Origin of the sequence: Flavobacterium columnare (genome assembly GCF_014844295.1) — a bacterium.
GTDB classification, from domain to species: Bacteria; Bacteroidota; Bacteroidia; order Flavobacteriales; family Flavobacteriaceae; genus Flavobacterium; species Flavobacterium columnare.
Map to the genome: position 1 here is coordinate 2,774,465 of NZ_CP054494.1, position 21,130 is coordinate 2,795,594.

Genomic DNA, 21,130 nt, shown 5'->3' on the forward strand with positions numbered 1-21,130 from the left:
CACTCGCGTTACGGAAGTAGTGCGGTAGATACTGGAGAAATGGCAGAGTGGTCGAATGCGGCAGTCTTGAAAACTGTTGACTGTAACAGGTCCGGGGGTTCGAATCCCTCTTTCTCCGCCAGTAGAAATACAAATTGAATTAAAAACCTTAAAATCGTATGATTTTAAGGTTTTTTTCTTTTTATCACATATCAAATTATTCATTCATTAGTGAACCTAAAGGGATAAAATCGGTTACCCTAAACAATCCAAATTTTGGGTAACCGATTTTTATTTCAGACTAGTATTCACAAGGCTTTACAGCCAGTTCAACAACCAGTTTAAAAACTGTACATCTTGTGGAATAGTCATATTGAAGTTAAATTTAATAACAACTAAAAAGGTCACCACAATGAAAACAAAAGTATCAATTCTCTTTTATGCAAAGAAAGCGAAAGCAGCTGCAAATGGTTTAGTTCCTATCTACACTAGAATTACAATCAACGGAAAGCGTATCGAGTTAAGCACAAACCGATTTGTAGAAATATCGAAATGGTCCACAGAAGCAGGTAAAATGAAAGGTAGTTCAGAAGAAGCTCGTTCAATAAATAACCATCTTGATTTACTGAAAAGTCAAATAAGAGATGCTGAAATGGAATTAATCCATAAAAAAATAATTGTAACTACCGAAACAATTAAGAGCAAACTATTAGGAGTTGATGAAAGAGCAAGAATGCTCGTTCCCATCTTCCAAGACCATAACAATAAAATTAAAGAGCTTGTTGGAAAAGAATACGCTCCAGGAACATTAGAACGCTACACTACTTCACTCAAACATACTATAGAATTCATGCAATGGAAATACAATGTTTCAGATATTGATATTACAAAGATTGATCACGCTTTTATAACCGATTACGAATTCTGGCTAAGAAGCGTTAGAAACTGCGCTAATAATATAGCAGTTATACCATTTAAACTTAAAATATACTGGATTAAAAAGTAAAATTCTCGATCTGTTTTTTCATTTTAAAACAACTCGAACGGACGGTTGAGTATATAATTGAAATCATCGTTCGTTCGAGCGCGAAACGCATCGAGAACCAACACTAATTTTTGTTGCTTTTGTAGAGGTACTATTTTTAAAAAGAAAATTCAAAGTTTAAATGGTATTACAAAAGTAGAACGCCCAGACGGTTCCGCATTCAACTCTTTCCCATCCGGACATACAGCTACAGCATTTGCAGGAGCAGAATTCCTATGGCAAGAATACAAAGATGTTTCCATTTGGTATGGTATTTCGGGATACATTATAGCTACTGGTACAGGAGCATTTAGGATTTACAACGACAAACATTGGCTAACCGATGTAGTCGCTGGTGCTGGAATTGGAATTTTAAGCACAAAAGTTGCCTATTGGATAAATCCATGGATACAGGAAAAAATATTCAAATCCAAGGAAAAAAATAGTATGTCAGCTATGGCTCCTTTTTACAACGGCAAACAATTGGGTGTTGGTTTCATAAAAACGTTTTAAATTATTTCAATTTATATTCTATTTCTCAACTTTTATTCAAAAAAAATATTCAAAATTGAATTCGAAAATAAACTTGTTACTAACTAACCTTAATGAACAAATCAATTTTATTGATTTAGAAATAGACAACCCAATCAATAAATGCGAAAAAGCTATTGAAATAATTTTAATTTCTATAACAAATCTAAAAAAAGCTATTCAAAAAAATAATTTTAAATCTGTATCAGAGGAAATTGATTTCTTTAAAAACATTAAACCTCGATTTACTTCAAAATTAATTTATTACAATGCAATTTTTAAAATTGAAACAAAGAAACCACATGGTGGAGAACGCATTTTAAAGAAATATTTAAATAATGAATTGGATAAGCTAAAAAGATACTTTGACAATAATTTAGATTTTTATAAATATTATCGAACAGGAAGTAATTACCTTGACCACAAGTATTTTACAAGAGGGAAATTTGATATTAAATTAGCTTTAGACAGTTTTTATTTTGAGGTTGACCATAGTTTTTCTAGATCTCATGATTTCAAAGTGGCTAAAATTATGGCACACGATTTAATACAAGTGTATTTAGAAGATAAACTACTAATGATGGAAAATAGAGAACCAAAAGAAAAATCACAAGGCAATCCCAAGGTAAAACAAACTTGGACAGGCTCTAAAGTCGCTTTAATAGAGCTTTTATATGCTTTACATACCGAAGGTGTGTTCAATAATGGAGCATCAGATTTGAAAGATGTGGCTGAGTATTTTGAAAACATCTTCAATATCGATTTGGGTCAATACCATCGTGCTTTCCTTGAAATTAGAATGCGTAAATCAGACCAAACTAAATTCCTGAACTCACTTAAAGAAAAATTAGTGAAACGTATGGAAAATACAGACGACCTCCTATAACTTCAACAAATACAATACTTTGAATAAAAATCATTCACAACTTGTGATTGACTTGTGATTTAAAACTATTCAAATACTACAAATTTGTACCGTAACAATCTAAAACATCAGTTATGGCAGTACAAATTATTACAATCGAAGACTTAAACGAATTCCGTTCACTTCTTTTGAACGATTTAAAAGAAATCATTCAATCCAAACCGCAACAATCCAAACAGTGGCTCAAATCCAATGAAGTCCGTAAACTATTAAACATTTCTCCAGGTACTTTACAAAATCTCCGCATCAACGGAACATTGACCTATACCAAAATAGGCGGTATTATGTATTATGACAATTCAGATATTGATAAATTATTAAATGGAAACAAGGTAAACGCTTTGCTTACTCTGTTTAAATAATTAAAATCCAAATGAATTACATAAAACATCTCACTGGTTTCTTTGAGAAAGTAGCCATTGATAAAACGCTAAATCCAACACATGTAAGCTTGTACATTTCTTTATTCCAATTTTGGAACTGCAACCGCTTCAAAAATCCTATCAGTATCAATCGCGATGAGGTAATGCGAATAAGCAAAATCAGTTCTAAAGCCACTTATCATAAATGTCTGAAGAGCTTGCATAGTTTGGGTTACATCAATTACGAACCATCTTACAATCCATTCAAAGGAAGTCATGTTATTTTATTCAACTTTTCGGAAGATTTAAAACCGCTGCCAAAATCCGAAAGAAAACCAAAAAATGAACCACTTATTGAACTTGTTTCTGAACAAGCTTTGAACAAGTCTTGTACTAGTAGTGAAACAGGTACTGAACAAGCAGTAGTACCTTCTATAAACTATATAAACAATACAAACATTTTAAACGATAAAAACGTTTCAAACTTGGAAAAGCATTCAAAAAATTTTGAAGAAATAAATAATTCCGATTTAAAAAACGAAACTGAAGAAAAAGAAGAAAAGTTACAACCATCAATTGAAGAAGTCAAAACCTATTTCCAAGAAAATAACTTTCCAGAACAAGAAGCTCAAAAATTCTTCAATTACTTCAAAAGTGTCGGTTGGTTAGTCGGTGGCAAAACACCAATGGTCGATTGGCAAGCGGCAGCACAAAATTGGATGATTAACGCACCTAAATTCATTTCAAATGCAGAACAACCCAACAGAGCAAAACAACTCAACACAACAACCGACAAAGACTATTCAGAGCCATTATAGCTATGATGAGGTTATCATTTGGTTAGAAAACAAAGGAATTGAACTATACGGCAATCATTTCAAAATCCTTGAAACCGATTATCCAATAGTTTACAAACTCATTGCCTATTTCCTAAAAGACGAACCAACATGTTTTCGATACGGTATAAACCTCAACAAGGGCATTTTATTAACCGGACCTATTGGCTGCGGAAAAACATCGTTGATGAATTTAATGAAATACCTAACAGCAACAGAACATAAGTTTTTCGTAAAACCGTGTCGAGATATCAGTTTTGAATTCATCCAGGACGGCTACCAAATAATCCACAAATACAGCAATGGCAAACTATACCAATCAGAACCAAGAACCTATTGCTTTGACGATTTAGGAACAGAAAACAACCTAAAATATTTTGGTAACGAATGCAATGTAATGGCAGAAATTCTATTAAGCCGATACGATTTATTCATTTCAAAAAAACTTCAAACCCACATTACCACAAACCTCTCAGCCACAGAAATAGAAACCCATTACGGCAATCGAGTTCGCTCCAGATTACGAGAGATGGTAAATCTAATTGCCTATGATAAATCAACATTAGATAAACGCTAACGTCAGTTCGAGTGTTCTAATAAAATTGCGACTAGCTATTTTATTAGAATGTATCGAGAACCTTTCAAAGATATAAATCCGCATAAATCCGCGTTGCAAAGCATCCGTTTCATCCGCGTTCCAACAACAAAAAACAACATGAAAACAATAACCAACTTTTGGAACTACTTCCAACAAAACAACTTCGTTTTCCTACTCCTAAACGAAATCTCAAAAGACGAACTAAAAATCCATTTCGAAAAACTAATCGAGATACTTCATCAATACAACAAAGACCTAGACCTCATCATCAAGAACAAAACAAACGGTGCAGAATTAATCATCACCGCAAACGGAAACCCTTACCTTTTCAAAGAAGTAGAATTACTAGTCCATCATGCACCAGTTGTAGAACGTTGGAAAATAACCACATTCCTCCAACCCGAAACCAACCTAACCAAATACGAAAACGGTACAGACAAACCACTAGAATATTACGGTATCACATTACGCATAAGCGAAATGTATTTCATCCCATTAGAAAACCCAAACAAACCAACCAATTTAGGAATAAAAGTATTACTCAAAAACTACATCGTCCACAAAGACAACCCAAGACTTCGAGAAGTAGTTTACGTTCATATCGAACATCTAATAGGTGAAAAGTTCTTTGCCAATGATATCGCATTTATTGAGATTGGACAATTAGAAGGAGATAATGAAAACCAAATCGAATTATATAATCTAAAATCAAATATCGACATTGAAATGCGTAATTAAGTTTCGGCAATAAATCTCATTTACTGCCAAAACTTAACTAATATTTTGTTCGCAAAACACTACACAATCTGTAGTAAATCGCAAATGAAATATAGCAATTTCTGCAAAAATAAATTGACAACTCGGTTAATAAGTCAAATTACATCAAAACAAATCATTAGGGATTATTTTGTAATTTGCTAATTCTTAAACTTATTAAAAAATGATAAAAGTTTATTTAGATTGGAATGTAATGTCAGGAATGAAAAACAATCATTTCCAAGAACTAAATGATATAATTTTAAATAGGGAAAAGTTTTTGTTATTATATTCAACTTCTCATATTGGAGATATTTTTGCAAGTATAAAAAATCATAGTGAAGAAGAGCAAAGATTAATTAGAGAAGATTTAGATTATATTACATTTTTGACTGATAATTTATGTTTAGTAAATAATTCTAAAGAAGTTACTTTAAGCAATTATGAACCAGGTGAATTACTTGATGATAGGATTAGTGAAGCACCGATGTTTCAAAATTTTAGTCTCGATAGTTTATTTAGTTTCGTTGAAGAGAATGATCCAATGTTTGGATTAGTAAATTCCATGAAAAATATGATTTCTTCAATACCATTAGACATTGCATTTAAAGAAGCTTTTGAAAACCCTGAAAGTGCAGCAATGCTGAACAAAATGTTTCCAGGATTAAAAGAAGACCAAACAATGAATGGTTTCTTTAATAGTTTTGGTCAAATGTTTCACAATATGAATGAAACGGAAGACTACAAAGATTTAAGAAATATGGTTCAACAAATTGGAGTGAATAGTGGACATTTCAACGAAAATAAAAACCCTTTTGAAATTATTGATAATGCTTATAAGAAAACAGGAATAGAAAATTTTGATGTTGATCAATATTTTGATAAAACTAAAAATGCTCCAGAATGGTTTAACGATATTACTAATGAGTATGTTAAGTTAGATATGCATGGTTTTAAAGCTGACAAAGTAAAAGTCACTGACAAGGAAAAAAATACCTTTAAGAATACAACCGAAGATGCCTCTCACGCTGCATTTGCATCAAGATGCGAATTTTACATTACTAATGATGATAAAAATTATCACAAAGCAAAAGCAGTATTTCAAAAGCTAGGGATTTATACCATTGTTGTAAAGCCAAGTGAGTTCATTCAATATTATAACTTATTTCTTAATGTAAAAAGTTTTGATGACCACTTTATAAGTATAAATGAAGAATTGAAAAGGATAGAAAATTTTCAAGAACAAAAATATGAAAGTGGAGAAAGTTTTGGTTGGGTAAATTTTACAAATCAGTATTTTTTTAATTTCTTCAATAAAATATTAATTCCAAATTCAAAGACAAATGATGCTTTGTTTATTTTGGGGAAAGAAAATCCTTCAAGAAGCTATATTATTAGTCAACGTGAAATTGAAGCAATGCTAAAGTTATTTGCAGATAAATTAGGTTCAGATATAAATGGAAAATCCTATTATGAAGAAGGTGAAATTAATAGTATTGATGATTGGTTAGGTCGAACTTGGGAAACCAATATTGGTCAAATTATAATTAAAAGATTAAATGGTTGGTTTCAAATGTATTTTTATCCAATTGAGAAAAATTAAATTAAATCGTAATTTCAAAAATGGAACACACAATAAAACTATTCTTAAAATTAGGCAGCGAGGAAAACATTCTTGATTTATTCGAGAATGGAACAATCTACATGAATACAATTGAATATTTTCGAAAAGTAGAAGATGAAGAATTGAGAGGCGATAAATACGAAGGAGTTTCAAGAGTAATTAATTCTTTGCCGGGCACTTTCAAAATAACAGGAATTGACAGAGAATTTAATTATATAAAAGTCCATTTAAAAGAAAGCTACAAAGAAGTTTTGGGCAATATTTATTCTTTATATGCAATATCTTCAAAAGGATTTCCAAATCCATTAGATTTTAAGTTTGATGAAAGAAATTTGCATTTTGGAACACATGGAGTAATGATTAAAGATTTACCTCTTTTTTTCAATAAAATAGAAAATGAACTAAAAAAGAATAATTTAAAATTCAGTCATGGTTTTGTAGAATACTACGATAAAGAAGAAGTTTGTAGAGAAATAACGCTGTTTGAAAAACCTCTCGAATTTGAATACCAAAAAGAATTCCGATTTTATGTAGAAAATGACAAAATAGAGCCAGTAAAAATTCAAATTGGTAGCATGAAAGATTATGCTGAAATTTTTAAGATTGAAGACCTTTTAGAATTGAAGTTAGAAATGAAAGAATCGTTTTTAAGTAACAAATAGTATTCTTACATTTGAAAAAACAAACTAAATAGTATATTAAATAATCACAAAATACACTTAAAAGTGTATTTTTGTTTGCAAACTAATAATAAAGTGAATATATTTGCTCTAGAAATATGGGATGATGAAGCTGCTAAATGCACTTTTTACACCGTAAAATATGATGATGTCGAGACAAATGAAACTGATTTATTCTTTGAAAAATATGATGCAATAGCAGAATATAAAGAAGCAAATCAAGAATTGTTGTCTTTTGTATTGTTATCAATTGGTAATGATCACGGAGCAATAGATGAATTATTCAATAGAGATGAAAACGAAGTTAAGGGATTACCTGTCCAAGGTAAAAGAACAATCGAAAATATTACTTACCACTTTCCAGAATTTCCATTAAGATTATACGCCTTAAAAATCACAAACAACATAGTTATATTTTTCAATGGAGGTATCAAAGATGGTCCAACAAATCAAACAAGTTCATTGCATTTAGAATGGAGAGCAGCATGTGAATTCGCAAAACGAATTAATGAAGCTTTACAAGATGGAACAATAATTGTAAATGAAAAACATAGAAAACTTACTAATTATGATGGTTCAGATGAAATCATCCTCTAAAAATCCAAAACAATGAGAAGCAAAGTAGCACAAAGAATTTTAGCAGAAACACCGGAAGAAACAAAAATCTTCGCGAGATTATATGCTGATATCGTGGTTCGAGTAAATCAGTTGTTAAAAGCAAAAGGATTTAGCCAAAAAGATTTAGCAGATAAGCTAGAAAAAAGACCTTCCGAAGTTAACAAATGGTTGGTAGGAGAACATAACTTTACGTTACGTTCTTTAGCCAAACTTGAAGCAGAACTTGGGGAACCTATTATTAATGTTCCACAAAGAAAGCCAATGGGAACAACTGGATATGTAACACTCTACAGAAACAATGCTATAAATACAGATGTAACATATACCAGCGCATGGAAAAAATCAAAATCAAACAATAAAACAGCATTAGCCAATGTCAGCTAATTTATTACAACCTGAAAAAATTGAAATTGTTGATTTTAAAATCATAAAAGGACAAATTAATAGTCCATTCGATTTTGAGGAAGAAAAAGTTCAAGGTCACAATTTCAATGTAAACTTTGAATTAGGCTTTAATATTCCAGATAAATTAATTAAAGCTGATTTTTCAGTAAATGTTGAAACCAAAAGTGAAAAACAAGATGGTGAAGAAGCAATTGGAGCGTTCAGTTTTGTCTATGTTTTTCATGTGGATAACATTGAAGAATTAACCAAATTAGAAGAAGACAATACAGTTACTATAAGTCCTGCTTTAGGAAATGCTTTAGCTGCAATTACATATTCAACCTCAAGAGGAATATTAATGACACGTTTTCAAGGTACAGCTTTAAGTAATTTTATATTGCCTGTTATCAATCCAAATAAGTTGATAGAATAATAATTGATTTTAAAATTAGATATATAGTTTGTCCCAAATTTTATAAATTTTTGGGACATTTTTTTACAATAAAACTGAAACCTATGGATATTAAATCAAAGCAATTAATAATTGACAGTCTATCAATTTTAAATGAAATTACAAATAAAATTAATTCTTATCAGGTCGTAAATATTGATTTAAATAGAGTAATATATTTTTTAACACAATTCGAAAATTCTCAACAAATTGAAATAATTATTCGATTATTAAGTAATTTACAATTTTTAGATAGTTCGAAGATTACACATTTGCTAAAAAAAGCTTATGAAAAAATAGAGCCTGAGTTATTAGAAAAACCTTTGATATCTTCTTTAGGAGGTATTCAAGACAGCAGTGCTGTAGTATGTTATCAATTATTAAAACAATTGTTTGATAGCGAAGAGAACACTTTAAATTCAATTGTAGACATCAATTCACTTGGAAAGTATATCGAAGAAAATGAAACTTCTGTAATTATATTGTTTGATGATAATATCACTTCTGGGACACAATTATATGACTTTTTTACTGAACTTATAAAAGGAAAAGATAAATCAGAATTTTTTAAAAACCCAATCACACCAAAACAATATGAAATAATAAAACAAATTCCAATTAGAATTTGTTATGCTATACAACTATCTGAAAAAAGCAATGAAATTATTGATAAAATTAGAAAGGATTTTTCCTTAGATATAAAAATCCATGTAGGTAAAGTTGATTATGATAATTATCTTGAATACGGATCAAATATCATGCATAGTGAGGAGGAAGAAAAATTTTCAAAAAAATTCATAAAAGAAATTTCAACATTTTTATACGAAGATAAAAAATGGTCTACTGAAACTGTATACAGCAGAGTATTAGGTTACGGCAACTTGGGTAAATTGACTGTTTTCTATTATAATGTTCCTAAATCATTAATTCCAATATTTTGGAAATTTGGATTTTATAAAAACAAACCATGGTTCCCACTATTTCCTGAAACACAAGAACAAAAGAAAATCATCAAGTCAGGTGAAAAACTTGATTTTATGAAATTGGAAGCTATCGAAAGTTGGGTGAACTCCTCAAGTAATAATCGAAAACCTAAAATAAATTTTGGTATATTAATTAATGAGGGAATAGTGCAATCAATTACATTACAAATACCTTCCAGAGACTATATTAGATACCAATTATTATCTTTAATTTTCCCGAAAAAGATTGAATATATAGAAAATAAAATAGATAATTCAAATAGATTAACTTTTGCCAATCTTTTAGGAAATATGTCGGAAAAACTAAAAGAAGAGTTAAGTTATGAAGATTATGAAAAATATAAGAAAAGTGTTGATAAATATAATGAGGATTTAGAAGATTTTTTCATTGAAGTTGAAGAATATATTTTTCGTTTTTCAAGCAATAAATCGATTAATCTAATTTTAAATAATAATGGCAATATAGCAGCAAGTAATCCAACTGTTAAACTTTATTATAATACCGGTCAGATCTTAATGAATGAATTCTTTGATTTAAAAAAACCTAAATTTTCATCTGAAGTTCCAAATATTAACGACTTTAGCACTTCGTCAAAATATGCTATTATAACATCTTCTTTGGAACCATTTCAAATTCCAAGTTTAAGTTTAATTAATTCCAAAGAACCATTTATTGAAGATACAGATTATGTGTATAAAATTGACAAAAGTCGTTTAGGTCATAATGATAATATTATTGAGGAAATTGAATTGACCAGAATGAACTTAGAAGAAATGAATTTTGAAATTCAGTATGAAATTAATTACGACGAAGAACCGGAAACATTAAGCGGTTTCATTAAAATTAATTATGAATATGTTGAAACAATTGGAGAAGAATTGAAGAAAAAAGTTGAAGATAAATTAAAAGACTTTAAGAAAATTTTGCAAAGATAGAATTAGTTATTATCTCATTCATCCGCACAAAAATTGCTCCTAGTCCAAGTATTCCTAGCATCAATTCTTTGTTTGCTTCATTTCACTAATTTCATTTCTAAATAACGGAACGTACTTTTTGTTTAGCGGTAAATTGACGTTTTTGGCTTTCAGTTGCCACTCCTTCCCAACGCTCAAAAAAAAATTACTGTCATGGTTTTTGGAACAAAAACGCGTTCGCAAAGCGACTCATGCCAGTAATTTTTTTCCCAAAGCTTCTTTACATAATGTGGCATTATAGTGCATAAAGACTATCCTGCTACTAATCAAAATCACGGATGCACTATAATAACATTATGTAAAAAAGCCGCTCACCCAACGCTCGTGCCAGTGGCTCTAGGACAACTTTTTTCTATGCTTCCTCGCACCAGCCTGCATAGAAAAAAATCGTCCTTCGCCACTGTCTTTAAGAACGTTTACCATTTCATCGGAAACTATACGGTTATAATTGCTTTTAAGAACGTACACGTTAACTGTTTTTATCAACTTTGCGTTTAAATAGGTAGTATTTGCATTGCTTTTGTAAGTAATAAAATGGCTTTCAATTTCAGTTAATTTGCCTAGGGTAAAAGCCATTTTATTACCCACAAAACCAAAATTCCCAGTAAGAGTATCATTTTTTATTTGCCAGATAATCAGCAGTAATTGCTCCAGCGGAAAAGCTAATGCCATAACGTTTTTTTTAGATAATCTGCTGCATACTGAACACTGCGACTGCCAACTGAATTTCAGGCATCAGCTTTTCCACTAAAGCAATCAGAAACATCCCAAAAAGCAAATAAAAAATGATACCCTTACTTGCGCTACTGCCACATCGCACTCGGTAGTATAATGCATTGTTTTTTGAAGATACTTTCCATTTTCAAAACAAATATTTTTCTGATTTACAAATCCGGATTACAATAGACGAACAAGGCATCCTCAAAAAACAAACCAACTAAAGAGTATTGAATTTTAAAACAGGATAAAAGCATTTTTATTGATTTGACTATGGATATTTATCCTGTTTTAAAATTCAATACCCTTTAGAAGACGACCTGATTTCAATTCAAAATCTCGTAAACCATAACTTCATCCGATTCAACTCCGATTACATAACAACTATGATTGGAAATTTCAAAAAAAATAAATAAAAAAAGGAAGCAAAGATAAGTTCCAGGTATTCAAAAAAGCAAGTTCAAGCCCTTCGGGTTTCAGAAAAAATCTCCACCCAAACAGTTTCAAAACACATTTAACTTCTGATTAGACGCTTCCAAATTCAATCACGTATCGGGTAGTATTTTTTCTGAAAAACTTGCTTTTTTTAAACCTTCCACTTGGACGAATGGCTTTCTTTTTTTCTTTTTTTTCTTTTGAAAAATTTTGATGGGCGGAGCGTAGCGAGGCACATCTGCATTTCATAAGAAACACTGCAAAAAATTGAAAATTAATTTAATTTTTAAAGCCGATGTTATGCTAAAATTTATCATTAAAACCCACAAAAAAGGAGCTTTCTATACAAAACCGCATTTATTCCTACTTAACAAAGGGATGAACAGCGGAAAGCCACAAAAAGAGCCATTTACAAACAGTTTTGTTATAATTTTTGAAAACGAAGCTGATTTTGATACTATCAATTTAACTGCTTATGCACTTTGGAAAACAAAATTCTGGCATCAATTCCTTAGAGGTTCAGTAATTCCTTTTTTGAACCTACACGACATTAGAAAAGAATTTTCTATAAAAGTTAACCAAGAGATAAAAGACCACAAGGAGCACGTTAAAAACATCGAAACTTTAAAGCTTTTGGAACAAAGCGAAAAACGTTTCCATGAAAATCTAAATCTTATCAATGATATGCGAAGAGTAATTTTATACAGATATATAGGTAAATAAAAAAAAGCCAGGTCTCACGACTTGGCTTTCATTTTGTTTAACCCAAAGGTCACCACAACTAGGGCTAAACTTATTTTTTGTGCTTCTTATTTAGGCTTTTAAGCAGTAACGAAATCGTAAAACTGACCACAGCTCCAACAGTTGCTAAGATAACCGTTTTGGCAATATCATCAGAGGAAAGATTAGGTACAATACTTAAAAATGTGCCTCCAGCAGTTCCATCAATGTGGGGTTATTTACTGTCATCAGTTGTAGTAAGCTGACTTGCAGCTGATAAAACTCCTCCAGCTACTGCAACATAACCACCAATGGTAGTTACAATCGCGGGTAAAGCAATTGGAGCAGCTAAAATAGTTCCACCAACGGCAGCTAATGCCAACCCAACAGTTCGAAGCACTCTGAAAAACTTTGGCGTGGGAGCTTTTGCTCTATTAATGATTTTTTTCATAATCTAAAATTAAGATTGGATAATTAATTCAACACTTTCTTTGTTGTCTAATGCTTTGTAAACAAATGCTTTGTAAACAAATGCTTTTAGCTTCGTAAAAGCTTTTCTCGACATCAAACCTAATCCAGGTCCAGAAAGTTTAGTAACAGGAGCAATACAACCTTGCAATTCCTTTTGAGCATTATTGGCAGGATGAAACAGAATGAACTTTCTATTTGGTACTTCCACCAATTCCAAATGCCATTTATACTTTGCACTGTATCGCTTTCTAATAAAATATTTCCCTTCCGGAATGCAGGAAACCTTCGTTTCGTTCATCTTCCACGGCAATTCAATTGTATTACAAATCAATTTGCCTTCGCATTCGAGTTTACCATTCGTTCCTTCAGGGAAATAAGTTCTAGTTAACCAAATAACCATTACACGCCACTATCAACTTTCGCAATTGATAATGGGTAATGGGTTAAAAGCACCATTTTTCAAAGGATACATTTGCCCATTTATCTCCTGATAGAACTCAACACCTAAAGCCAAAAATAATGGCTTAGTTGAGTTAGCAGTAACCGCATTCACTTGATTGATTGGAGCAGTAGCAGTTCCATCCCAAGGTAAAATTGCCGTTTCAGAAGTAGCAACCACATACGTTTCCGCTTCAAAATCAATTTCAGCTCCTCCAGAAATGATTTTGTAGTGAGTAGTTCCACTTGGAGCCGCAATCATATTCGCAGGAATAAATGATGCCAAATCTACAGTAATTTCACCAGCTACTCGGTCAATAGTTGCCACAAACGGAGCAAACAAAGTGGTACCAAGCTTACCACGAATATTAAATTCAAAACCAAATAATAATTCAGCTTCTCCATCAATAACGTTACGCAAACCTCTATCACTAGTTGTATCTGCTTGAATAACTTTAACCATTGCCTGTGTCAAACGGCTCACCATTCTACCATCAGCAGAATTGATTAAAAGCGGTCTCAAAGCTGTTCTAAGCATTTTTCCTGCTTTACCAGCTCTACCAAACTCCGAACCATTCTCACGAGTTCTTTGAAACGCAGGATCACTCGCAATTCTGCTCGCGTCAATTCCGCCTTTTTCTCTCGCTAAATGACCATCTTGCGTTTTATAAAAGGTAATATCGCCGATAGTACCTTTCAATTTAATTATGTCTTTTTGTCTAGCCATAACATTAAAATTTTGTTAAACATTCATTTAAAATCTACTTCATTCTATCAATCAGTTGCAACCACATTTTGAATGATTAAAGCAAAGTTTACAAAGCATCTGACTAAATAAAAAGTCACAAGTGTACCATATGTCCAAAATCGACACAAGTGTCTTAAATGAACATAAAAACACAATAAATAAGTATGAAAAATTATAACTAAATTGCAAAAGATTTTCTGCACGTCAGAAGTATAGCATAGCTATATCAAAGGTATGGATAAAGTATGAAATTGAATAATCAGAGGGTATGCATCTATCCGAAGGACATACAGCGAATAACAGGCAAGAGTTATCGCCAAAGTACTAGATTGATGCAAAAGATAAAAAAAGACCTCAATAAGCTCGAAAATGAGTTTCTAACGATTGAAGAGTTCTGTACATATAGTGGCATAAAATATGAACAAGTAACTCACTTGATTTTTGGTTAAAATTGAATAAATATAAAAACAAGTTTTAATCAAGATGTAGACAATCAAATACTTGAATAACTTGTTCAATTTTTAGTAATGTTTATTGAATTTTAATTTGCTATATCATTGCAAATGAGTATATTTACAACTCACAAATGAAATGAATTATTTACGATTAAAAAGGGGGTAAAATCGGTTACCCAAATAAAAATTCAATTGTAACGAGCTGTTATAGAATATGTTGAAATAGGAAGTCAAATCCCTCTTTCTCCGCAGGTTTAAAACCCTAACCCTTGTAAGTAAAGGAGTTAGGGTTTTTTGTTTGACAAATATTCCCACAATTTTAAAATTTTGGATCACCAAACAAATTTCATTAAACCTTTGTTTTTTTGATGCCTCTAAAGAGGCACTTGAATTAAAAAATCAGCAACAAGATTAGAATCTCCCCAATAGAAATGAATATAAGATGCCATAACATTTTTTAATCTATAAATAGGAGTTGCCACTTCTATTCCTTTAGCATTAAAAATTTGACCAACAGTTGGTATCTTCTTCTTCTCGATTATTTTAGAATAGTGGAACTCATGTCCTTTAACTATTTGATTATCTAACCTTATTTCTCTATATCCTAAAGAAAGTTTAGCTTTTTCCATTGAAGTTTCTATAGGTAAAAAACCTACCATTGGATAAGCAATTCCTTCTGAATTAATAATTTGATTACCTAAATACATCATTCCACCACATTCAGCTATTACTTTTCCACCATTAGAGCAAAAATCAAAGATAGATTTACGCATAGATATATTATTTGTTAAATCGTTTAAATACAATTCTGGATAACCTCCAGCTAAGTACAAAATATCAGCTTTAGGCATTTTGCTATCTGTGATAGGGCTGAAATAAATAATTTTGCCTAAATTTTCTAATCCTTTTATATTTTCAAAATAAGTAAAATTAAAAGCATTATCATGGGCTACGGCTATTGTATAGTCTTTAAAAAAAGGGTTGATTTTGGTTTTTAATTCGATTGTATTTTTTGGAATAAAAGGATGATTTTTAGTACTAGAAATATCGGCTTTACAAATTGATAAAATACGATTTATATCAATAGATTTAGCCAAGTGTTTTGCTGCATTTTCAATTATTAATTCATAGTCCTGTTCAGGAGATATAAACAAGCCTAAATGACGTGAAGGAATAGTAATATCAGCATTCGAAGGGATATACCCTAAAGCTTCAATGCCTACATCATTACAAGCTTCTTTTAAAAAAGAATAATGGCTCTCTGTATTTACAAAGTTAAAGATAACCCCTGCAATTTTTATCATGGGATTAAAATTTTTAAGCCCAAATAACAATGGAGCAACGCTGTAAGCCATAGATTTAGCATTGACAACTAAAATGATAGGAATGTTTAATAATAATGCTATTTCAGCACTGCTTCCTTGCATACGATTTGCCCCGTCAAAAAGCCCCATTACACCTTCTATGATAGATATATCAGCCTCTTGGCTATATTTTTTATATAAAGTTTTAACATGACTTTCACTCATCATATAGGTATCTAAATTAATACTTGGCTCCCCCGCAGCTTTTGTATGGTGTTTCGTATCAATATAATCAGGACCGCATTTGAATGGTTGTACTTTATATCCGTTATTTTTTAATAATCGTAGTAAACCAAGTGTAATAGTTGTTTTTCCTGAGTTACTAGATGGTGCTGCTATAAGAAATTGTGGTTTCATAATTTCAAAGATAAAAATCAATTCTCAATTTTTATCTTTGTAACTCTATAAAGAAAGAGAAAATGACAATACAGATTACTACTTATGCTAAAGTGGGCGAGCTTCTTCAAGGAGCTTTTGGTAAAAATCAACCATTTTTAGTAAGCAATAAATCTTCTAAATTATTTAAAACAGATACTATTGCAAGTACAAATTCTATTGCTGAAGAAACAAAACTAGATATAAAATCAAATAGAGCAAGGGAGTTATTTCATTCATTAATAGAAAAAAAAGGAATTTCTCCTATAGATAAAATTTATTTCAACCAAAAAAGGAATTTTAAAGTAGGCAAAGGGTTATCTTCTAGTTCTACTGATATATTAGGGATTTTGCTCACTTTAAATAAGTTATATAAGACCCAATTTTCAAATCATTTTCTTTATAAAATAGCTTCTCAAATAGACCCTACGGATCCTTGTCTGGATTTTAATTCTTTATTATTTAATCAAAAGTCAGGAGAAATTTTAGAAAATTTAAATCCTATTTCTTATTCCATATTATATTTTGATTCGGATCCAAATGTGGATATTGATACAATTAAAATATCGAAGGCTAGAGAATATTCCGAAAGTCAAATGATAGAATTTAAAAATCTGTATTCTATTCTTAAAATAAGTGCAAAAAATAATGATTATACAACATTTTTTGAATGCGTTACAAAAAGTGCTCTTATAAACGAAACTATTTTGCCTAAAAAAAATTTTACTTTATTGTATGATTTTGCTATAGAAAATAATTGTGGTTTATTTGTGGCACATAGTGGTACATTTATGGGATTACTCATAGAACCCTATCGTTTAAAATCTATAGATTTTAAAGTTAGGTGTTTAGTCGAAAAACACTGGAAAACAACTCTTTACATTGAATAAATTCTATGCAAAAATTAAGACCTATAATGTTTGTTGGTACCGCCTCTGATGTAGGCAAAAGTATTATTAATACTGGATTTTGTCGTATTTTTAAGCAAGATGGTTATAATCCAGCACCTTTTAAATCACAAAATATGTCACTCAATAGTTTTGCTACTCCTGACGGACTTGAAATAGGTCGTGCTCAAGCAGTTCAGGCAGAAGCTTGTGGGATTGCGTGTAGCACGGATATGAATCCTGTTTTATTAAAACCTACTAATGATAAGAGCTCACAGGTTGTTTTAAACGGTAAACCATTGGGGAACCAATCAGCTTTTGATTATTTTATGGGAAATGATAAAAAGGAATTATTGAAAGAAGCACAAGCGGCTTATACCCGATTATCAGAACAATACAATCCAATCGTACTTGAAGGAGCAGGAAGTATTTCAGAATTAAACCTAAAAGATCGAGATATAACCAATATGCGCATGGCAAAATATGCTAATGCTTCTACTTTTTTAATTGCGGATATAGATAGAGGAGGGGTTTTTGCAAGTGTTTATGGAAGTATAGCTTTATTAACTCCTGAAGAAAAAGCTTTAATAAAAGGAATTATCATTAATAAATTTCGTGGCGATTCACGTCTTTTTGAAGAAGGTAAAAAAATAATAGAAACTCTTTGCGGTATTCCTGTAGTAGGATTGGTACCTTATAGGAAAGATATTTATATAGAAGAAGAAGACTCTGTTAGTCTTCAAAAAAAAACCTCCCAAGCAGTAGAAAATAAAATAAATATAGCGGTTATTTTGCTTAATAGAGTATCAAATTACACGGATTTTAATGTATTAGAACAACATAAAAACATAAATTTATTTTATACAAAAAAAACTTCTGAAATAGAAAAAGCAGATATTGTAATTATTCCAGGAAGTAAAAACACCATTTCGGATTTGATTGATATTAAAAACAATGGAGTAGCTGAAGCGATTATAAAAGCACACAAAAATAATAAAATAGTTATAGGAATTTGTGGCGGTTATCAAATGATGGGACAAACCATAGAAGATCCAAACCATATTGAAGGAACTATAGAAACTATGGCTGGATTAGGAATACTTCCTGTTAAAACGATTCTTACAGAAAAAAAAATAACACGTCAGGTACAATTTTATTTTAAAAAACACCAAAAAATATGCAAAGGGTATGAAATACACATGGGCGTTTCTACAATAGAAAACAAAGAGTCTATTCTAAATACTTTTGATGACAAAACAGGCGATGGTTATTATTTATCTGATAAATGTTGGGGGACTTATATTCATGGAATATTGGATAATGAAATTGTTATAAAAGACTTACTTTTACAAACCAATAAAAAAGTAGCAGCAAGTACATTTGATCATAAGACTTTTAAAGAAGAACAATATGATTTATTAGCCCAACACTTACGAGAGCATATAGACATTAACTATATTTATGAAGTTCTTAAAGAAACAGAAGCATGATTTTAGGACATGGAGATGACGGTTATTTATATAACGGAAGCATTAAAGCAAATTTTAGTTCAAACGTTTTTTATGAAGGATTTCCTAAAGGTTTGAAAGAACATCTTTCTCAGTATTGGGATAAAATAGCTCATTATCCCGAAGCAAATGCTGAATCATTGCAAAAAGAATTAGCTAGTTGGCACCAATTAAAACCCAATCAGATATTAGTAACCAATGGCGCTACCGAAGCATTTTACTTAATAGCACACTTTTTACAAAAGAAGTCAGCCACAATTATTATACCCTCATTTGCAGAATATAATGACGCTTGTCAAGTACATGATATTTCATTAAATTTCATTAAATGGTCGGATGTAAACAAAGCCAGTCTTTTTTCTACAGAAGCTGTTTTTTTAGGAAATCCTAATAATCCAACAGGATTGGTTTTTCATAAAAAAGACCTTCATTTTCTTTTAAAAAATAATCCTAACACATTATTTATAATTGATGAAGCTTATGTAGATTTTACATTGGTTGACATTTCAATGGTTAATGAAATAAATAATTTTTCTAATTTATTCATTGTAAAATCATTAACCAAAACCTATTCTATTCCAGGTTTACGATTAGGCTATATCATTAGTCAAAAACAAAACATTCAAGCAATTGAAACCGTTAAAATGCCTTGGTCCGTAAATACTATGGCAATTGAAGCAGGAAAATATATCGTTAAAAATGCTGCTAACATTTTATTACCAATAGAAAAAATACTAGCAGATACAACTCAATTTATTAATGCTTTACAAGAAATTCAAAACATAGAAGCTTACCCAACAAATACTAATTTTTTCTTGTGCAAAACAAATAAAAAGACGGCTCCAGAACTAAAAGAATACCTTTTAAAAGAGCATCAGTTGCTCATTCGAGATGCTAGTAATTTCCGAGGACTTTCATCAAAATATTTCCGAGTGGCAACACAAAAACCTTTAGAAAATGAACTTTTAATTGATGCTATTCAACAATGGACAATTCTTTAATTATTTTTTCAATACCATTACTTATAGGTTATTTTTTAGATTTATTATTAGGGGATCCAAGAAGCTTACCACATCCTATTCGTTTTTTTGGAAACGCAATCTATTTTGGAGAAACCTTTTTAAATAAGGGAAATTACCGATTTATAAAGGGGCTTTTTCTTACTCTAATATTATGTAGTTCTGTTTTTTTATTTTTTTATTTTTTATCAAGTATTTTATTAGATATTAATTTTAACCTTTATATCCTTTTTACCAGTCTTTTTATATTTTACGGTCTAGCTAATAAAAGCCTATTACAAGAAGGAAGAGAAGTATTTGATACATTAGAAGAAAAAGGATTAGAAGCAGGAAGAAAACGTTTATCATGGATTGTAGGAAGAGATACGTCTACACTTTCTGAAAATCAAATACGAATAGCTGTTTTTGAAACATTATCTGAAAATTTGAGTGACGGTGTAATTGCTCCTCTTTTTTATTATGCTATTGGAGGATTACCATTTATGATGGTTTATAAAATGATAAATACTTTAGATTCTATGATTGGTTATAAGAATGATAAATATTGTTATTTTGGAAAATTTGCCGCTCGATTAGATGATGTAGCTAATTATATCCCTGCTCGAATAACTGCTTTTTTAATGGTTTTAATTAGTGGAAAACTTAGCTTATTCCCTTTTGTATTAAAATTTGGAACTCAACATGCAAGTCCTAATTCAGGCTATCCAGAATCAGCTTTAGCAGGAATTATGAATTGTCGTTTCGGTGGACCTAATAAATACCACGGAAAGATCGTAGAAAAACCATTTATAGGAACCAATCCTCGTGTTATTAAGCATAATGAATTCAAAAAAGTATATTTTATAAATCATTTAGTTACTCTAACGGCAATTGTTATGATATTGATAATAAAAATAGTGTTTTTGGGTTATTTTTGATAATTTCTTCTATAACTAGTATTTTTTTAACAAACTCTATTAGTTTTTTGTACTTTCGTGCCGCAATGGTTTTGTTTTCATTTTGGAAATGAATTAAAAGGGAATCCAGTGTAAATCTGGAACAGTACCCGCTGCTGTAAGTTTTTAAAAAGATTATAACTAAATGCCACTGTTTTTATCTAAAAAGTAAAATGGGAAGGCGTTATAATTAAAACAAGTCAGAAGACCTGCCTTTGTATTGATTCGCGGCTTTCGGAGTAAAGGCTGACGGGTGAATGTAATGCTTCCCATCTTTCACACGTCCTTTTTCTAAAGTCGCTAATAATCAGTTAACGGGATTATTAACGAAA

General features: G+C 30.8%; 22 protein-coding genes, 1 tRNA gene, 1 pseudogene and 1 riboswitch. Of the genes and pseudogenes, 19 read left to right on the forward strand and 5 right to left on the reverse strand.

Annotated elements, in window-relative coordinates; translation table 11 throughout:
* Nucleotides 1-33: 33 nt before the first annotated feature.
* The 14 genes and pseudogenes from HUE53_RS12115 (at nucleotide 34) to HUE53_RS12180 (ending at nucleotide 10,687) form a co-directional block, all read left to right on the forward strand.
* A tRNA-Ser gene (locus tag HUE53_RS12115) sits at nucleotides 34-121 on the forward strand.
* A 270-nt stretch (nucleotides 122-391) separates the two neighbouring features.
* Nucleotides 392-985 (forward strand): phage integrase SAM-like domain-containing protein, encoded by a 594-nt coding sequence (locus tag HUE53_RS12120; RefSeq protein ID WP_065213553.1) that lies wholly within the window; start codon nucleotides 392-394, stop codon nucleotides 983-985.
* A gap of 156 nt (nucleotides 986-1,141) precedes the next feature.
* A pseudogene (locus HUE53_RS12125) lies at nucleotides 1,142-1,516 on the forward strand (phosphatase PAP2 family protein); the annotation flags it as partial.
* A 55-nt stretch (nucleotides 1,517-1,571) separates the two neighbouring features.
* Nucleotides 1,572-2,420, forward strand: coding sequence for an RteC domain-containing protein (locus tag HUE53_RS12130; RefSeq protein ID WP_192188527.1), 849 nt, complete (start codon nucleotides 1,572-1,574; stop codon nucleotides 2,418-2,420).
* Between the two features lie 113 nt (nucleotides 2,421-2,533).
* The gene (locus HUE53_RS12135) at nucleotides 2,534-2,821 is read left to right on the forward strand and encodes a helix-turn-helix domain-containing protein (protein WP_065213555.1); all 288 of its coding nucleotides are present in this window, start codon (nucleotides 2,534-2,536) and stop codon (nucleotides 2,819-2,821) included.
* 11 nt (nucleotides 2,822-2,832) lie between these two features.
* On the forward strand, nucleotides 2,833-3,639 hold the full coding sequence (locus HUE53_RS12140) for a transcriptional regulator (RefSeq protein ID WP_077225217.1): 807 nt from the start codon (nucleotides 2,833-2,835) through the stop codon (nucleotides 3,637-3,639).
* Nucleotides 3,569-4,234 (forward strand): P-loop NTPase family protein, encoded by a 666-nt coding sequence (locus tag HUE53_RS12145; RefSeq protein WP_192188528.1) that lies wholly within the window; start codon nucleotides 3,569-3,571, stop codon nucleotides 4,232-4,234. The genes HUE53_RS12140 and HUE53_RS12145 overlap by 71 nt, the downstream gene beginning before the upstream one ends.
* A gap of 138 nt (nucleotides 4,235-4,372) precedes the next feature.
* A complete protein-coding gene (locus HUE53_RS12150) occupies nucleotides 4,373-4,993 on the forward strand; it encodes a hypothetical protein (protein WP_192188529.1) in 621 nt (206 codons plus the stop codon).
* A gap of 202 nt (nucleotides 4,994-5,195) precedes the next feature.
* Nucleotides 5,196-6,614, forward strand: a complete 1,419-nt coding sequence (locus HUE53_RS12155; protein ID WP_192188530.1) for a hypothetical protein — start codon at nucleotides 5,196-5,198, stop codon at nucleotides 6,612-6,614.
* 20 nt (nucleotides 6,615-6,634) lie between these two features.
* The gene (locus HUE53_RS12160; protein WP_065213560.1) at nucleotides 6,635-7,297 is read left to right on the forward strand and encodes a hypothetical protein; all 663 of its coding nucleotides are present in this window, start codon (nucleotides 6,635-6,637) and stop codon (nucleotides 7,295-7,297) included.
* 75 nt (nucleotides 7,298-7,372) lie between these two features.
* The gene (locus HUE53_RS12165; protein ID WP_192188531.1) at nucleotides 7,373-7,912 is read left to right on the forward strand and encodes a hypothetical protein; all 540 of its coding nucleotides are present in this window, start codon (nucleotides 7,373-7,375) and stop codon (nucleotides 7,910-7,912) included.
* A gap of 12 nt (nucleotides 7,913-7,924) precedes the next feature.
* Nucleotides 7,925-8,317, forward strand: a complete 393-nt coding sequence (locus tag HUE53_RS12170; protein WP_065213562.1) for a helix-turn-helix domain-containing protein — start codon at nucleotides 7,925-7,927, stop codon at nucleotides 8,315-8,317.
* Entirely contained in the window at nucleotides 8,307-8,750 is a 444-nt protein-coding gene (locus HUE53_RS12175; protein WP_065213563.1) for a hypothetical protein, read from the forward strand. The genes HUE53_RS12170 and HUE53_RS12175 overlap by 11 nt, the downstream gene beginning before the upstream one ends.
* An 83-nt stretch (nucleotides 8,751-8,833) precedes the next feature.
* Entirely contained in the window at nucleotides 8,834-10,687 is a 1,854-nt protein-coding gene (locus tag HUE53_RS12180) for a phosphoribosyltransferase-like protein (protein WP_065213564.1), read from the forward strand.
* Nucleotides 10,688-11,062: 375 nt separating this feature from the next.
* Here HUE53_RS12180 and HUE53_RS12185 read toward each other — a convergent pair whose 3' ends face one another.
* Nucleotides 11,063-11,398 carry a hypothetical protein gene (locus HUE53_RS12185; RefSeq protein ID WP_192188532.1) on the reverse strand — a complete coding sequence of 112 codons (336 nt, stop codon included), beginning with the start codon at nucleotides 11,396-11,398 and terminating at the stop codon, nucleotides 11,063-11,065.
* Between the two features lie 747 nt (nucleotides 11,399-12,145).
* Here HUE53_RS12185 and HUE53_RS12190 point away from each other — a divergent pair.
* Entirely contained in the window at nucleotides 12,146-12,601 is a 456-nt protein-coding gene (locus tag HUE53_RS12190) for a DUF6943 family protein (protein WP_225556148.1), read from the forward strand.
* Nucleotides 12,602-12,833: 232 nt separating this feature from the next.
* On the opposite strand, the gene HUE53_RS12195 is transcribed toward HUE53_RS12190, so the two are convergent.
* The 4 genes from HUE53_RS12195 to HUE53_RS12210 form a co-directional block, all read right to left on the reverse strand.
* Nucleotides 12,834-12,998, reverse strand: a complete 165-nt coding sequence (locus HUE53_RS12195; protein ID WP_225556149.1) for a hypothetical protein — start codon at nucleotides 12,996-12,998, stop codon at nucleotides 12,834-12,836.
* Nucleotides 12,999-13,058: 60 nt separating this feature from the next.
* A complete protein-coding gene (locus HUE53_RS12200) occupies nucleotides 13,059-13,469 on the reverse strand; it encodes a DUF5675 family protein (protein WP_192188534.1) in 411 nt (136 codons plus the stop codon).
* A 12-nt stretch (nucleotides 13,470-13,481) separates the two neighbouring features.
* Nucleotides 13,482-14,234, reverse strand: a complete 753-nt coding sequence (locus HUE53_RS12205; RefSeq protein WP_192188535.1) for a hypothetical protein — start codon at nucleotides 14,232-14,234, stop codon at nucleotides 13,482-13,484.
* 850 nt (nucleotides 14,235-15,084) lie between these two features.
* Nucleotides 15,085-16,431 (reverse strand): cobyrinate a,c-diamide synthase, encoded by a 1,347-nt coding sequence (locus HUE53_RS12210; RefSeq protein ID WP_097609598.1) that lies wholly within the window; start codon nucleotides 16,429-16,431, stop codon nucleotides 15,085-15,087.
* A 62-nt stretch (nucleotides 16,432-16,493) separates the two neighbouring features.
* Here HUE53_RS12210 and HUE53_RS12215 point away from each other — a divergent pair, with 62 nt between their 5' ends.
* Genes HUE53_RS12215 through cbiB form a run of 4 tightly spaced genes read left to right on the forward strand, consistent with a single transcriptional unit; the run spans nucleotide 16,494 to nucleotide 20,780 of the window.
* Nucleotides 16,494-17,339: a GHMP family kinase ATP-binding protein gene (locus HUE53_RS12215; protein WP_065213568.1), complete on the forward strand. Its 846-nt coding sequence runs from the start codon at nucleotides 16,494-16,496 to the stop codon at nucleotides 17,337-17,339.
* A 5-nt stretch (nucleotides 17,340-17,344) separates the two neighbouring features.
* Nucleotides 17,345-18,826 carry a cobyric acid synthase gene (locus HUE53_RS12220; RefSeq protein WP_014164625.1) on the forward strand — a complete coding sequence of 494 codons (1,482 nt, stop codon included), beginning with the start codon at nucleotides 17,345-17,347 and terminating at the stop codon, nucleotides 18,824-18,826.
* Nucleotides 18,823-19,845 carry a pyridoxal phosphate-dependent aminotransferase gene (locus tag HUE53_RS12225; protein WP_192188536.1) on the forward strand — a complete coding sequence of 341 codons (1,023 nt, stop codon included), beginning with the start codon at nucleotides 18,823-18,825 and terminating at the stop codon, nucleotides 19,843-19,845. Before HUE53_RS12220 ends, HUE53_RS12225 begins: the two co-directional genes overlap by 4 nt.
* On the forward strand, nucleotides 19,830-20,780 hold the full coding sequence (gene cbiB, locus HUE53_RS12230; protein ID WP_014164623.1) for an adenosylcobinamide-phosphate synthase CbiB: 951 nt from the start codon (nucleotides 19,830-19,832) through the stop codon (nucleotides 20,778-20,780). The genes HUE53_RS12225 and cbiB overlap by 16 nt, the downstream gene beginning before the upstream one ends.
* Before the next feature lie 49 nt (nucleotides 20,781-20,829).
* Nucleotides 20,830-21,029, forward strand: a riboswitch (cobalamin riboswitch).
* Nucleotides 21,030-21,130 lie beyond the last annotated feature (101 nt).

What these genes read in the sequence shown, in the direction of transcription:
- HUE53_RS12170 (WP_065213562.1), top strand. Translation starts at nt 7,925, where the DNA reads ATGAGAAGCAAAGTAGCACAAAGAATTTTAGCAGAAACACCGGAAGAA.
- HUE53_RS12200 (WP_192188534.1), bottom strand. Translation starts at nt 13,469, where the DNA reads ATGGTTATTTGGTTAACTAGAACTTATTTCCCTGAAGGAACGAATGGT.
- HUE53_RS12155 (WP_192188530.1), top strand. Translation starts at nt 5,196, where the DNA reads ATGATAAAAGTTTATTTAGATTGGAATGTAATGTCAGGAATGAAAAAC.
- HUE53_RS12160 (WP_065213560.1), top strand. Translation starts at nt 6,635, where the DNA reads ATGGAACACACAATAAAACTATTCTTAAAATTAGGCAGCGAGGAAAAC.
- HUE53_RS12145 (WP_192188528.1), top strand. Translation starts at nt 3,569, where the DNA reads ATGCAGAACAACCCAACAGAGCAAAACAACTCAACACAACAACCGACA.
- HUE53_RS12185 (WP_192188532.1), bottom strand. Translation starts at nt 11,398, where the DNA reads ATGGCATTAGCTTTTCCGCTGGAGCAATTACTGCTGATTATCTGGCAA.
- HUE53_RS12225 (WP_192188536.1), top strand. Translation starts at nt 18,823, where the DNA reads ATGATTTTAGGACATGGAGATGACGGTTATTTATATAACGGAAGCATT.
- cbiB (WP_014164623.1), top strand. Translation starts at nt 19,830, where the DNA reads ATGGACAATTCTTTAATTATTTTTTCAATACCATTACTTATAGGTTAT.
- HUE53_RS12120 (WP_065213553.1), top strand. Translation starts at nt 392, where the DNA reads ATGAAAACAAAAGTATCAATTCTCTTTTATGCAAAGAAAGCGAAAGCA.
- HUE53_RS12180 (WP_065213564.1), top strand. Translation starts at nt 8,834, where the DNA reads ATGGATATTAAATCAAAGCAATTAATAATTGACAGTCTATCAATTTTA.
- HUE53_RS12140 (WP_077225217.1), top strand. Translation starts at nt 2,833, where the DNA reads ATGAATTACATAAAACATCTCACTGGTTTCTTTGAGAAAGTAGCCATT.
- HUE53_RS12135 (WP_065213555.1), top strand. Translation starts at nt 2,534, where the DNA reads ATGGCAGTACAAATTATTACAATCGAAGACTTAAACGAATTCCGTTCA.
- HUE53_RS12220 (WP_014164625.1), top strand. Translation starts at nt 17,345, where the DNA reads ATGCAAAAATTAAGACCTATAATGTTTGTTGGTACCGCCTCTGATGTA.
- HUE53_RS12175 (WP_065213563.1), top strand. Translation starts at nt 8,307, where the DNA reads ATGTCAGCTAATTTATTACAACCTGAAAAAATTGAAATTGTTGATTTT.
- HUE53_RS12150 (WP_192188529.1), top strand. Translation starts at nt 4,373, where the DNA reads ATGAAAACAATAACCAACTTTTGGAACTACTTCCAACAAAACAACTTC.
- HUE53_RS12205 (WP_192188535.1), bottom strand. Translation starts at nt 14,234, where the DNA reads ATGGCTAGACAAAAAGACATAATTAAATTGAAAGGTACTATCGGCGAT.
- HUE53_RS12215 (WP_065213568.1), top strand. Translation starts at nt 16,494, where the DNA reads ATGACAATACAGATTACTACTTATGCTAAAGTGGGCGAGCTTCTTCAA.
- HUE53_RS12210 (WP_097609598.1), bottom strand. Translation starts at nt 16,431, where the DNA reads ATGAAACCACAATTTCTTATAGCAGCACCATCTAGTAACTCAGGAAAA.